Raw genomic sequence first — 13556 nt, 5'->3', positions numbered from 1 at the left:
ATGGCGCAAATGACAATGATTCAAGCAATCACTGATGCGATGCGTACGGAGTTGAAAAATGACGAGAACGTACTCGTATTTGGTGAAGACGTAGGTCAAAACGGCGGCGTATTCCGTGCGACAGAAGGACTTCAAAAGGAATTTGGTGAAGATCGCGTATTCGATACTCCACTTGCTGAATCAGGTATCGGTGGTATGGCTATCGGTCTTGCACTAACTGGATTCCGTCCAGTACCAGAAGTTCAGTTCTTTGGATTTGTATATGAAGTAATGGATGCTATCTCTGGTCAAATGGCACGTCTTCGTTATCGTTCAGGCGGGTCTTTCCACGCGCCGATTACTGTGCGTTCACCATTTGGTGGTGGCGTTAAGACGCCAGAACTTCACGCTGACAGCCTTGAAGGGCTAATGGCTCAACAGCCAGGACTTAAAGTAGTTATCCCTTCAAACCCATATGATGCAAAAGGTCTTCTTATTTCTGCGATTCGTGATAACGATCCAGTTATTTTCCTTGAGCACATGAAGCTTTATCGTTCTTTCCGTCAGGAAGTTCCTGAAGAAGAATACACAATTGAAATTGGAAAAGCTGAAGTGAAGCGAGAAGGTTCTGACATCACAATCGTTACTTACGGTGCAATGGTACAAGCATCACTTAAAGCTGCAGAAGAGCTAGAGAAGGATGGCATTAGTGCTGAAGTAATCGACCTTCGTACGGTTAGCCCGCTCGATATCGATACAATCATTGCGTCTGTTGAGAAAACAAATCGCGCAATCGTTGTTCAGGAAGCTCAGAAACAAGCAGGTATTGCTGCTAACGTCGTTGCAGAAATTAACGACCGCGCAATTCTTAGCCTAGAAGCTCCAGTGCTTCGCGTAACGGCTCCTGATACAGTATTCGCATTCTCTGCTGCAGAAGATGTTTGGCTTCCAGATCACACTGATATCATTGAAAAAGCAACACAAGTTGTTAAGTTTTAATTAAACGTTAATAAAAAAACATGAAGTGAAGCTGCGATCCGCGCTTCGCTTCAGAATTTATATAAGCTAAATTTTTCTACAATTAGGAGGCGAAGTCCCGTGGCATTTCAATTCAAGATGCCGGATATCGGTGAAGGTATCCATGAAGGCGAAATCGTAAAATGGTTTGTTAAATCAGGAGACGAAGTTAAAGAAGACGACATTCTTGCAGAAGTGCAAAATGACAAAGCAGTAGTTGAAATTCCTTCTCCAGTAGACGGAACTGTTAAAGAAGTACACGCTGAAGAAGGCGCAACTGTTATCGTTGGCGATGTAGTTATTACCTTTGACGCTGAAGGATATGAAGATGCTGAAGAAGAGCCTACAGCTGAACAGCCTCAAGCAGAAGAAGAAGCACCTAAAGCTGAAGCTAAAACAGAAGCTAAAACAGAAGCTAAAGAAGATAGTGCTGGATCTAAACCACTTCCTGAAGATGATGAAGAAACAGATCCAACAAAACGCGTTATAGCAATGCCTGCAGTACGTAAGTATGCTCGCGAAAACGGTGTAAGCATTTCTAAAGTTTCTGGTTCAGGTAAAAATGGACGAGTTGTTAAAGAAGATATTGATAACCACGTTAATGGCGGCGGAGAAGCAGCACCTGAAGCAACTGAAGCTCCTGCAGCTTCAGAAGAGAAAGCTGAGACAGCTACTCAAGAAACGAAACAGCAGCCTGCAACAGCATCTGCTCAGCCTGAAACACGTGAGAAGATGAAAGGTATGCGTAAAGCAATTGCAAAAGCAATGGTTAACTCTAAGCATACTGCTCCTCACGTAACACACATGGATGAAGTAGTTGTAACAGATCTTGTTGCTCACCGTAAGAAGTTCAAGCAATATGCTGCTGACAAAGATGTGAAGCTAACTTATCTTCCATATGTTGTTAAGGCACTTGTTTCTGCACTTCGCGAATTCCCTATGCTTAATGCTTCTATTGATGATTCAACTGACGAGATCGTTCACAAGCATTACTACAATATCGGTATTGCTGCTAACACTGACGCAGGACTTGTAGTACCTGTCGTGAAGGAAGCAGACCGTAAGCCACTTCTTAATGTTTCTTCTGAAATTAATGAGTTGGCTAAAAAAGCTCGTGATGGTAAACTATCAGGGGACGATATGAAAGGCAGCACTTGCACAATTTCTAACCTGGGCTCTGCAGGCGGACAATGGTTTACGCCTATTATTAATAACCCAGATGCTGCTATTCTTGGTATTGGTCGTATTGAGGAGAAACCAGTTGTAATCGACGGCGAAATCGTTGCTGCACCTGTACTTGCTCTATCGATCAGCTACGACCACAGACTTATTGATGGTGTAACAGCACAACTTGCACTTAACCACATCAAGCGTCTGTTGAACGATCCACAACTCTTAATGATGGAGGCGTAATAATATGGTAGTAGGAGATTTTCCAATCGAATTAGACACACTTGTAGTAGGAGCTGGACCAGGCGGATACGTAGCTGCAATTCGTGCAGCACAGCTTGGACAAAAAGTTGCAATTGCTGACAAAGGTACTCTAGGTGGTGTTTGCTTAAACGTCGGCTGTATTCCTTCAAAAGCATTGATCAACGCATCTCATAAATACGAATCTGCAAAACATTCTGATGATATCGGAATTACTGCAGAGAACGTTAACGTCGACATGAAGAAAGTCCAAGAATGGAAATCTTCTGTAGTCGATAAACTTACTGGCGGTGTAGCTGGACTTATGAAATCAAACAAAGTCGATGTTGTTAGCGGCGAAGTTTATTTCGTAGATAAGAACACTGTTCGTATTATGGATGATAAGAACTCTCAAACATATACGTTTAACAATTGTATTATTGCAACAGGATCACGCCCAATTGAGCTTCCAAGCTTTAAGTGGAGCAAGCGCGTTCTTTCTTCAACAGGTGCACTTGCACTTGATGAAGTACCTAAGAAAATGGTTGTTATCGGTGGCGGTTATATCGGAATTGAGCTAGGTTCTGTTTATGCTAACTTTGGCACTGAAGTAACAATTCTCGAAGGTACTAAACAAATCCTTCCTGGATTTGAAAAGCAAATGAGCTCACTTGTTTCTCGTCGTTTGAAGAAGAAAGGTAATGTTGAAATCATTACTGAAGCTCTTGCTCAAGGCGTTGAAGAAACAGAAGATGGCGTAACTGTAACAGCAGAAATCAAAGGCGAAACCAAAACATTCGACGCTGATTATGTACTAGTTACAGTTGGTCGTAAACCAAACACTAATGAAATTGGTCTTGAAGAGCTTGGTATCGAAATGACAGACAAAGGTCTTGTTAAGATCGACAAGCAGTGTCGTACGAACTTCGATAATATCTATGCAATTGGAGATATCGTTGAAGGCCCAGCACTTGCGCACAAAGCTTCTTATGAAGGTAAAATCGCTGCTGAAGCAATTAGCGGTGAGAATTCCGTAATCGATTATCTTGCGATTCCTGCTGTTGTATTCTCTGAGCCTGAATTGGCATCAGTTGGTTACTCTGAACAGGAAGCGAAAGATGCAGGATTCGATGCAAAAGCATCTAAGTTCCCATTCGGCGCTAATGGACGTGCTCTTTCTCTAAACGATAGTGAAGGCTTCATGAAGCTAATCACACGTAAAGAAGATGGACTTGTTATTGGTGCACAAATTGCGGGACCAAATGCTTCTGACATGATTGCTGAGCTTGGACTTGCAATTGAAGCTGGTATGACAGCTGAAGATATTGCACTTACAATTCACGCACATCCAACACTTGGAGAAATTACTATGGAAGCTGCAGAAGTAGCTCTAGGTACTCCAATTCATATTGGTTAATGAGTATACGAAGACCCGGTGAGTAATTCACCGGGTCTTTTTTTTATGTACTTATATAGAAGTACTTCTATATAAGATTTTTGTTATTGAAAAAGGTTTTGAATATAACCACACCTGATATTTGACTGGAGCGTAATGTGCTCGACCCCTGCGGGATTAGTGCGCCAAGAAGATTCACCACCCGCCACGCGGAAAGATAGCATCACTGAAGTGGAAACAACCGTTTTAAAGCAATAATCTATTCGAAAACCATTTTTCCTATCTTTAAATTGCTGTTAATAGTAAAAAGGAACATACAGAAGAGTATTGCTGCATATATGTTCAGCGTAAGGAGGGAATAGCTTGCTAAGACATGGTGGAGTTTTTTTCATTCATCTATGTATTTGGTTCTCATTTTTTCTTGTTATACACCAATCTGGACACGATCATATAACATATAAAGTGATGCTGTTCTTCGTATTTCTTTATCTTATATGCACATTAACAGTTAAGCTTATTTCTAAGAACAAAGTGATTCTCATTCTGATGAGTCTTTCGACTACACTTTATCTCATTACTGAACTATTATTAATCATTAGTTAGGCGTTCCTTCATCATACATAAAAAGCCACCACCGAATGTTCGGTGATGGCTACTTGTCATTACTTAGAATTGTTTTCATCTTTTTTAGGACGTGGTGGTACTTTCTCTTCTTTAAAGGCTTTGATAAGTGAAACAATCATCCCGATAATAATAATTGCAAATGGGAAAGCTGCTATTATTGAAGCTGTCTGAAGCGCTTTGAGTCCACCAGACCAAAGTAATACTGCTGCTGCGGAAGACTGAATAACTCCCCAAGTTAATTTTACTTTCGTGGAAGGATTCATGCTACCGTTTGTTGTTTGCATGCCAAGTACAAATGTTGCAGAGTCAGCAGAAGTGATAAAGAATGTGCTAATTAACAATATCGCAAGAATGGACATAACCGTTCCTAATGGATATTGCTCTAACACTGCGAAGAGCGCTACTTCCATACCCTGATTGCTAATGATGTCATAAATACCCGTACCAGCCATATCAAGCGAAATGGCTGATCCACCGAATACTGAGAACCACAAACCACCAAAGATGGTAGGGACTAATAGAACACCTAGAACAAACTCACGTATTGTTCTTCCTTTAGATACACGTGCAATAAATGTACCAACAAATGGTGCCCATGCAATCCACCAAGCCCAGTAGAAGATTGTCCAGCTTTGTATCCAAGATGACCCCTCGAAAGGTCTCATGCGGAGACTCATGCTAGGCAAATTCTGAACGTACGAGCCTAGTGTAGAAGTGAAGAGATCCATAATAAAGTTTGTTGGACCAGCAAAGAGTAAGAAGAACATAAGCAATATCGCAAGGACGATATTTGTATTACTTAAATATTTGATGCCTTTTGAAATTCCTGTTGATGCGGAAATCATATAAAGCACTGTTACAACTAATATAATGATCAATTGTGTGTTAAATGAATTCTCAACGCCTGTTAAGTAAGAGATTCCTCCACCTATTTGAGAAGCACCGAACCCGAGGGAAGTGGCAACACCAAACACGGTTGCGATAACAGCGATAACATCAATAGTTTTACCGATCGGTCCATTTATTCGATCTCCTAGAATTGGATAGAAGATGGAACTAATAAGACCAGGTGCACCTTTTCTGAATTTGAAGAAAGCAAGAGCTAGAGCAACTACAGTATAGATACCCCATGGGTGAAGTCCCCAATGGAAGAAACTGTACTGAAAGGACAGGCGAGCTGCTTCATCAGATTGTGCAGCTGCTCCTGCTGGTGGATCATAATAGTGGAACATAGGCTCTGCTACGCCCCAGAATACTAATCCAATCCCCATACCAGCTGAGAAGAGCATAGCAAACCATGTAATCAGGTTATACTCTGGTACATCTGTATCCTTTCCAAGACGAAGTCTGCCGTATTTAGAGAAAATGAGATAAATGGCAAAAATCAGAAATCCTGATGCTGCTAATAAATAGAACCAACCAAACTTCACCTGTAGAAAGCTTTGAAGTGAGGAAGTCGTAGAATCTAATGATTCTGGAGAAATTGTTCCCCATGAAATAAAGAGGATAGACAATACGACAGAAATAATAAAGACTGCAGTAAGTTTATTCATATTACATCATTACCTTTCTAGATATTCTTTTTTTCTTTGGCTGTTTTCATAAAGATTGTTGCGGTAAATGTGGTTTTTTATAGACAAAACCCTTTTAAAAACAACAATCTTTTAGAAAGACCCTTTTCTTTAGACGGCGCATTAAGTAGAGAGGAGGATTAATAAAGTATGATGTTCTAAATGTTGCCCGCTATTGCCAAAACTATGCAATCCAACATTGCATTTCCAGCGTTTTACAGGGAACTTATCATATTACGAGAAAAGGCACGTTTTCTAGTATATTTGTTGTAAACATTGATGTAAAGGAAAAACACATGGCAGGAGCTTAGTCAGAATAATAGTTCAATTGTACATATTAGATGGTTAATTGTGACATTCTTCTCTTTATCCTACTCACCACTTGGTATATGATGGGGAGAGACTATAGAGGGAGAGAGAGATATGAGGAATTTACTGAAATGGGTAACACTAGCCACTCTGCTTTTCGTAGCAGCTTGTTCAACAAATGCCGGTTCAGAAGCGAACGAAAACGGCGAACAACAAACAAATAACAAGAAAGAAACAAATGAGGTAACGGATAATCAAGATAGTGAGGAAACGACTGACGAAACTTCTAAGGAACCCAAGAAGAATGAGGAAGAAGAAGTCGTAACGGAAGAAGCTGTTACGACTGAATACCGATTAAATGAAGCGTTTTGGGGTTTTGAACCAATTAATGACGCGCCAGCTGAAGCTGTACTTCTCACAATCGATGATGCCCCAGATAAGAATGCAGTAGAAATGGCAAAAACACTGAAGGAACTTGATGCTCCAGCGATCTTTTTTGTTAACGGTCATTTTCTTGATACAGAAGAAGAAAAAGCAAGTTTGAAAGAAATTCATAATATGGGATTTGCAATCGGAAATCACACGATGACTCACTCAGATCTTAAAACATTATCTGAAGAAGAGCAAAAAGAAGAAATTGTGAAGTTGAATGACTTAATAGAAGAAATAATAGGGGAAAGACCTGAGTTTTTCCGAGCACCGTTTGGTTCTAATACAGATTACTCTAAATCCCTTGCAGAAGAAGAAGGTATGCTTCTCATGAATTGGACCTATGGGTATGACTGGGAAAAACAATATCAGGAAAAGAATGCTATTGCAGACATTATGGTGAACACACCACTTCTTCAAAATGGTGCAAACCTCTTAATGCATGATCGCGATTGGACTGCGGCTGCACTAGAAGATATTGTATCTGGATTAAGAGAAAAAGACTTTGACTTAATTAAGCCTGAGGAAATTGAACCGCTACAAAAATAAACAGCCCATTGGGCTGTTTATTTTTGTGAGTGTTGAATAACTCGTCCATTAAAAAGTGTCAAATTTGCTTTCAAGTTAGTAGCAAGAAATTTACACAATTCATTTGCCTTCGCTTTGTCCCCATGAGTTGATTGATCTGGTAGAACAACCTGAATACGTTTGTCGGATATTCCAATAATAATCATTCTGTAATCTTCATTTTTTCCTTTTAAGTAAAACCATGGATCTTCGGGCTTTTCAATGAGGTCGTATGGGTAGGCAGAGTCTCCATATGACCATGATAGTTGCTCGCCCGTTTTATTCATTAGCTCTTTGTAATAGATGAGAAGATCTTTGATTTTGTTAAGATTGATGTCTTCTACTTCCCTGGGAGCGAGATAAGCACTTTGAGGCATAGAATTCCCCCTTCTTCATAGGTATAGTTTACATCCAAAATTGTTTTCTGACAATTAACTAATTTCGAAACAAGGGAACACATAATGACGATGAAAAGAATATAATGTGATATACAATATAGTGTTGACAAAACAATTGTGACACACTATTATGGAATTAAGCGAAACGGAAGCGTTTTCAAAATTACTTAAGGGGTGTTGAGAATGGGTATTATTATTTGTTCTACTTGTGAGAAAACAATTGATCATGTACATGAAGAGAAAGTAAGCACACTTTATAGCAGATGTCCGGAATGCAACAAGAAAGATAGGAAATAAGATAAATAATAAGAGGCGGCCAACTGGCCGCCTCTTATTTAATCGCCTTATATTCTTTAATGACACGTATCATTTTTAATTCATCATCTTCAGGCCCCTGTACAGGAAGGCCTGCTTCAATGTTTTCATCTATATATTGAAGGTTTTCTGCTGTAATCACTTCACCTGGGATGAAGATAGGGATTCCTGGTGGATAAACCATAACGAATTCCGCAATGACTCTACCTGCAGATTCTTTAAACGGAATGACTTCTGTTTCTGAGTAGAAAGCATCGCGAGGTGAAACCGCAAGTATTGGAATGTCTGGGGCATGAACATCAAATTTCTTCGCTGTGCCTCCTCCTGATTCCCTAAATGCTTCCACCATATCTTTTAACGCATAAACAAGCGCATTTGTTGTTTCCTCAGTATCTCCTGGAGTGACAATGCAAAGAAGGTTATATAAATCAGAAAGCTCAACTTCAAGATTCGCTTCTTTACGTAACCATACTTCTGCTTCGTATCCTGTAATGCCAAGGTCATGGACTGAAATAATGAGTTTCGTAGGGTCGTAATCATACGTAGCATCTGTCCCTAGAATTTCTTTCCCGACACAATACAGTGGGGAGATTGCATTGATTTGATCACGTGCTTTTTCTGCGAGTTGAATGGACTGTTCCACAAGCTCATAACCTTCCATCACAAGTCTTTTTCTCGCTACGTCAAGCGAAGCGAGGAGAAGATAAGAAGTAGAGGTAGTGGTTAACATGCTAATAATGGTTTGTACGCGCTTTGCGGATACAAGACCTTCCTTAACATTTAGCACGGAGCTTTGAGTCATCGACCCACCGAGTTTATGAACACTTGTAGCTGCCATATCAGCACCAGCTTGCATAGCTGAAAGAGGAAGACGATCATGGAAATGAATATGAACACCATGAGCTTCATCAACTAATACTGGAACATCATAGTCGTGCGAAATAGAAACAATTTCTTCAAGGTTCGCTGATATGCCAAAATAAGTTGGGTTGATTACAAGAACACCTTTAGCATCTGGATGCTGTTCTAGTGCTTTCTTAACTGCATTTGGTGTAATTCCGTGTGATATGCCAAGCTTTGAATCAATTTCGGGATGAATAAAAACTGGAGTTGCACCCGAAAAGATAATGGCAGACATAACGGACTTATGAACGTTCCTTGGAACGATGATTTTATCTCCTGGCGAGCAAACAGTCATAACCATTGTCATGATGGCTCCGCTTGTCCCTTGTACTGAAAAGAACGTTGCATCTGCTCCAAATGCTTCTGCAGCAAGATCCTGCGCTTTTTTAATCATGCCATGAGGATGATGAAGATCATCAAGAGGTTGTATATTGATTAAATCAATAGAAAGGGCGTTATCCCCAATAAAAGAACGAAAATCAGGATCCATTCCTTTTCCTTTTTTGTGTCCTGGTATATGAAATTGAATCGGATTTTTAGTAGCGTGGTTCATTAAACCAGTAAATAGTGGTGTTTCGTTTTGTTGCAAATCCAGCACCTCTTTATTTATACTTTAATAGATAAAGCTCTCCACAATATGAAGTGGAAAGCCAGGTTGTTATGGCATTAGATTTCATGTAATTTATCTTCATGCTATAGTGGCATTCTTGCCTACGTATTCCTTAAACAAACTGAGTATAATCACCTGGAACACAATTTGCAAGTTTTATTTTCTTTGTGTATGCGATAACTACTACATAAAGGACTTTTTATTCGATTCTCGAATTGTCTAAAGCAAGGAGAGGATATGAATGAAGTGGAATACTCGTCTAACTAACTTGTTCGGTATTGAACGACCAATAATCCAGGGGGGCCTCGCATATCTTGCTTACCATGAGCTTGCTTCTGCCGTAAGCAATGCAGGTGGTCTTGGACAATTAACTGCTATGTCTATGAACTCAGAAGAACAACTACGGAAAGAAATTACACTTACAAAAAGAAATACAACCAAGCCATTTGCAGTGAACTTTGCAATTGGGCAACATGGAAGACCTTTTGAACATATGATTGAAGCAGCTTTGGACGAAGGGGTAGGAATTATTTCAGTTACAGGAGGAAATCCAAAACCGGTTTTTGATCTTGTAAAAGGAACTGATGTTAAGGTTCTCGTTTTAACAGCAGGCAAGCGGCAGGCTCTGAAAGCTGAGCAATTAGGTGCCGCTGCAGTCATGGTAGTTGGTCAAGAAGGTGGTGGGCACCTTGGGAAAGAAGATACTGGCACAATGGTTCTTGTTCCTCAAGTAGTGGATGCTCTTTCTATTCCTGTCATTGCATCAGGGGGAATTGCTAACGGTCGAGGGTTGATGGCTTCTCTTGCACTTGGAGCAGAAGGAGTTGAAATGGGGACAAGGTTTATTGCAACAAAGGAATGTACACACGCTCATGCAAACTATAAGGAAAGAATTCTAGCGAGCAACGAAACAGATACCGCTATTATAAAAAGAAGTATAGGGGCCCCAGCAAGGGTCATTCGAAATTCGTTTACAGATCGAATCAATAATATTGAAAATCACAATGGTGACTATGAAAGTCTTAAACCATACATAAGTGGCGAAGCAAACAGGAAATTTATTTATGAAGGAAGAGAAGAAGAAGGATTTGCTTGGGCAGGTCAAATAATTGGCGCAATTCAGGATGTCCCTTCAGTTGAAGAATTATTTAATCGTATTGATTTTGAAGCAGAACAAATAATGTCAAAATGGACCTTATCGAGAGGAGAATGAAAATGGAAGTGCAATACCCTATTTCGATCGATTGGAGCAAAGAAGAAGTTATTAAGGTAGTTACTTTCTTCCAACTAATTGAGAAAGCATATGACACCGGCGTTAATAAAGGTGAATTAGTCAGTGCTTATCATGAATTTAAAGACGTTGTACCGTCGAAGTCCGAAGAGAAACAGATGTTTAAACAATTTGACAGGGAAACAGGCTATTCAACTTATCATGCAGTAAAAGAAGCAAGAGAAACGGAACGTGACAAGGTTATAATGAATAAATAAATAAAACCAGGAGGCATTGCCTCCTGGTTTTATTTATCGTCTGTTAAAGAAAGTTTATAAATTGGCATAACCGTTTCGAATGTTTCTTTAACGGCTGCTATAAATTTTTCTCCATCTTTTAGAATAGGGTCATTACTAGCTATGTGACGCCCAACTAAAAATTCACCTTTTTTAACATCTCTAAAACGTGTGAGAACCTTTTCGAGATTTGCGTCTTTAACTGCTTCACTTGCACCCTTCTTAGTATGATCAGTAGAAATCATGTAGGATGAAGGAATTTGTTTGTGAAGTTCTTCAAGGTTGTTTAGGAACAATGTGGCCATTTCTTGTTTTCCAGGCAACTCGTAAATATAGGCTAACCAGATAAACACATGGTCATCAAACAACCCAATTTGGAAATGTGGAAGCATTTTATATCCACGGTTGTTATGGGAAAACGCCATCCACGTATCAACAGGGGGATTCTTCGTACGGCGTAAATGCTTGGCTATGTGTAGGTGCATTTCATTCCCTGTAAGTATTTCTAAATCACTTTGAACTTCTTTACTAATTTCAGTGAATTTCGGTTGAATTCGATTCTGAATGGCTTCCATTCGGGATTCTAGACCTTCAATCTGAAATGTTTCAAAATCGGTATGTGTAAAACCATTAAATGACATAATAACCTCCAATTAGACAATATATGATGAGGCTAGTTTACCATATAAAATGGTTCCGTATGAAAGTTGACGATTTATGTACATTGCGAGGTTTGAAAAATACGCAAAAGAGGAAAAATACTAACAAATAAAGAGGTTGCATAGTTGGAAGGGAAGGCATAAGATATAGTAATCAAAGCAGAAATATCAGAATATTCAGTCTTGTATTCTGGTATGAAATATACTGCTTAAATGAAAAGAAGAGGGGTGTAGGTTACCATGAAACAAGTGATTCAGTCATTGCAGAGAAATGAGGCAGAAAAACGGATTCCGGTGCTGAGAATGGAAATTGACTATGAACTGGCAACACTACACGATGCAATGACGGCTAGTGATAAAGATGAGATGAAGAAATGTAAAGTAAAGCTTGAACTGTTAAGGCAGGAAATGATTCGACTAGAGGCATAATCAACGAACCTTGCAAAAAGGTTCGTTTTTTCTGTCTTTCCTGTCATAATAATAAATAGAATGAATTTTATGGTTAAAGGAGATCGAATCATGACACTAGAGACTAACTGGAATCAGGTATATGAAGATGCAAAAGGGTGGATTCGGGAAGCAGGTAAAGAAATCATTGCCTCCTTCACAACCTCCTTTGCTATTGATACAAAAAGTAACCCGAATGACCTTGTAACGGATATTGATAAGGAAACAGAGAAATTCTTTATAGAGCGTATAAAGAAAACGTATCCAAGCCACCGGATAATGGGAGAAGAGGGATTCGGAGATAAAGTAGAAGATTTGACTGGAGTAATTTGGTTTCTCGATCCAATCGATGGAACGATGAATTTCGTCCATCAGCAAACAAATTTTGCTATTTCTATTGGGATTTATGAAGATGGGGTAGGGAAAGTGGCTTTTATTTATGATGTAACAAAGGATGAGTTGTACCATTGTTCAAAAGGAACAGGCCTATATTTAAATAATGAGAAATTGAAGCCGCTTGAACCAGTAAAGCTTTCTGAATCTCTTCTTGCTATTAATGCAACGTGGGTAACAGAGAATCACCGCATCGATCCGAGAACATTTTCACCACTACTTAAAAAGATCAGAGGAACGAGATCTTACGGAAGTGCTGCCATTGAAATGGCTTATGTTGCTGCAGGAAGGCTGGACGGATATGTTTCGTTGCGGCTTGCACCTTGGGATTTTGCTGCTGGCAAGTTATTAATTGAAGAAGCTGGCGGTGTGTGCACAACAGTTGATAATAAGTCCATTGATCTCCTCGATAAAAATACAATTTTTGTAGGTAATCAAATATTCCACACTCAAGTGCAAAAAGATTACATACAACCTGCACTTGACCAGAATTACTATCTAAAGACACCTTCAACGAAATGATTGGAGTTAATCGCAAGCTGTTTGAAGGAAGTGTTGTTGATTATTTATATGATTGGACAAGATCTGATCACAAATGGTTGTTAGAGGAATTAGGCAGATTACCAAACGAAGAAGATTTGATATCCTATATCCAGATGTATGAAGGGATGGGATGTGTTTTTCAAGTATGGCTTAAGAATAATGAACCAGTAGCGATAACAAGCGTACTTAACAAAGCACCATCTAATCATAAACCATGGATTGGCATGATCGTCGTTCGTCCTGAAATTAGGAGAAAGGGGATTGGTCGAGAAGTCATGCGAGAAGTAACAAAGAAATTTGATGGTGTCGTTTTTGCTGGCGTACCATATGATATGAATAACTGGAGTCTTTTTCTAGGTCAATGTGGATTTGAACAATACGAAATTGAGAAAGAAGAAAAAGGTAACTATTTAATTTTTGTACATCCTGGTTAGGTAAACAATAATTAAAAAGAGCTGTTGCAAAAACAGCTCTTTTTAT

At 39.4% G+C, this 13556-nt stretch carries 15 protein-coding genes; 11 read left to right on the top strand and 4 right to left on the bottom strand.

Annotation, left to right across the window (positions count from 1 at the left end):
* From FBF83_RS03165 to FBF83_RS03150, 4 genes are all read left to right on the top strand, one after another.
* Positions 1–978: an alpha-ketoacid dehydrogenase subunit beta gene (locus FBF83_RS03165; protein ID WP_136945672.1), complete on the top strand. Its 978-nt coding sequence runs from the start codon at positions 1–3 to the stop codon at positions 976–978.
* A gap of 99 nt (positions 979–1077) precedes the next feature.
* Entirely contained in the window at positions 1078–2409 is a 1332-nt protein-coding gene (locus FBF83_RS03160) for a dihydrolipoamide acetyltransferase family protein (RefSeq protein ID WP_136945671.1), read from the top strand.
* A 4-nt stretch (positions 2410–2413) separates the two neighbouring features.
* The gene (lpdA, locus tag FBF83_RS03155; RefSeq protein ID WP_136945670.1) at positions 2414–3823 is read left to right on the top strand and encodes a dihydrolipoyl dehydrogenase; all 1410 of its coding nucleotides are present in this window, start codon (positions 2414–2416) and stop codon (positions 3821–3823) included.
* 342 nt (positions 3824–4165) lie between these two features.
* The gene (locus tag FBF83_RS03150) at positions 4166–4405 is read left to right on the top strand and encodes a hypothetical protein (protein WP_136945669.1); all 240 of its coding nucleotides are present in this window, start codon (positions 4166–4168) and stop codon (positions 4403–4405) included.
* Between the two features lie 59 nt (positions 4406–4464).
* On the opposite strand, the gene FBF83_RS03145 is transcribed toward FBF83_RS03150, so the two are convergent.
* Positions 4465–5979 (bottom strand): glycine betaine uptake BCCT transporter, encoded by a 1515-nt coding sequence (locus FBF83_RS03145; protein WP_136945668.1) that lies wholly within the window; start codon positions 5977–5979, stop codon positions 4465–4467.
* A gap of 441 nt (positions 5980–6420) precedes the next feature.
* Here FBF83_RS03145 and FBF83_RS03140 point away from each other — a divergent pair, with 441 nt between their 5' ends.
* Positions 6421–7284 carry a polysaccharide deacetylase family protein gene (locus FBF83_RS03140; RefSeq protein ID WP_136945667.1) on the top strand — a complete coding sequence of 288 codons (864 nt, stop codon included), beginning with the start codon at positions 6421–6423 and terminating at the stop codon, positions 7282–7284.
* 17 nt (positions 7285–7301) lie between these two features.
* Here FBF83_RS03140 and FBF83_RS03135 read toward each other — a convergent pair whose 3' ends face one another.
* On the bottom strand, positions 7302–7679 hold the full coding sequence (locus FBF83_RS03135) for a DUF1885 family protein (protein ID WP_136945666.1): 378 nt from the start codon (positions 7677–7679) through the stop codon (positions 7302–7304).
* A 204-nt stretch (positions 7680–7883) separates the two neighbouring features.
* Here FBF83_RS03135 and FBF83_RS03130 point away from each other — a divergent pair, with 204 nt between their 5' ends.
* A complete protein-coding gene (locus FBF83_RS03130) occupies positions 7884–7997 on the top strand; it encodes a GapA-binding peptide SR1P (protein WP_136945665.1) in 114 nt (37 codons plus the stop codon).
* Positions 7998–8031: 34 nt separating this feature from the next.
* Here FBF83_RS03130 and FBF83_RS03125 read toward each other — a convergent pair whose 3' ends face one another.
* A complete protein-coding gene (locus FBF83_RS03125) occupies positions 8032–9507 on the bottom strand; it encodes an aminotransferase class I/II-fold pyridoxal phosphate-dependent enzyme (RefSeq protein WP_136945664.1) in 1476 nt (491 codons plus the stop codon).
* Between the two features lie 262 nt (positions 9508–9769).
* Here FBF83_RS03125 and FBF83_RS03120 point away from each other — a divergent pair, with 262 nt between their 5' ends.
* Both FBF83_RS03120 and FBF83_RS03115 read left to right on the top strand, forming a co-directional pair.
* Positions 9770–10741: an NAD(P)H-dependent flavin oxidoreductase gene (locus tag FBF83_RS03120; protein ID WP_136945663.1), complete on the top strand. Its 972-nt coding sequence runs from the start codon at positions 9770–9772 to the stop codon at positions 10739–10741.
* A gap of 2 nt (positions 10742–10743) precedes the next feature.
* Positions 10744–11016, top strand: coding sequence for a UPF0223 family protein (locus tag FBF83_RS03115; RefSeq protein WP_136945662.1), 273 nt, complete (start codon positions 10744–10746; stop codon positions 11014–11016).
* Between the two features lie 29 nt (positions 11017–11045).
* On the opposite strand, the gene FBF83_RS03110 is transcribed toward FBF83_RS03115, so the two are convergent.
* The gene (locus FBF83_RS03110) at positions 11046–11675 is read right to left on the bottom strand and encodes a YktB family protein (protein WP_136945661.1); all 630 of its coding nucleotides are present in this window, start codon (positions 11673–11675) and stop codon (positions 11046–11048) included.
* Between the two features lie 258 nt (positions 11676–11933).
* Here FBF83_RS03110 and FBF83_RS03105 point away from each other — a divergent pair, with 258 nt between their 5' ends.
* The 3 genes from FBF83_RS03105 (at position 11934) to FBF83_RS03095 (ending at position 13510) form a co-directional block, all read left to right on the top strand.
* Positions 11934–12122, top strand: a complete 189-nt coding sequence (locus FBF83_RS03105; protein ID WP_136945660.1) for a hypothetical protein — start codon at positions 11934–11936, stop codon at positions 12120–12122.
* Between the two features lie 90 nt (positions 12123–12212).
* The gene (locus FBF83_RS03100; protein WP_136945659.1) at positions 12213–13055 is read left to right on the top strand and encodes an inositol monophosphatase family protein; all 843 of its coding nucleotides are present in this window, start codon (positions 12213–12215) and stop codon (positions 13053–13055) included.
* A complete protein-coding gene (locus tag FBF83_RS03095; protein WP_136945658.1) occupies positions 13052–13510 on the top strand; it encodes a GNAT family N-acetyltransferase in 459 nt (152 codons plus the stop codon). The genes FBF83_RS03100 and FBF83_RS03095 overlap by 4 nt, the downstream gene beginning before the upstream one ends.
* The last annotated feature ends 46 nt before the right edge of the window (positions 13511–13556 follow it).

Source organism: Guptibacillus hwajinpoensis (assembly GCF_005144865.1).
In the GTDB taxonomy this organism is placed as follows: domain Bacteria; phylum Bacillota; class Bacilli; order Bacillales; family Guptibacillaceae; genus Guptibacillus; species Guptibacillus hwajinpoensis_A.
Note: the sequence above shows the minus strand (reverse complement) of the source record. Positions and strands in the feature narration are given on the sequence as shown.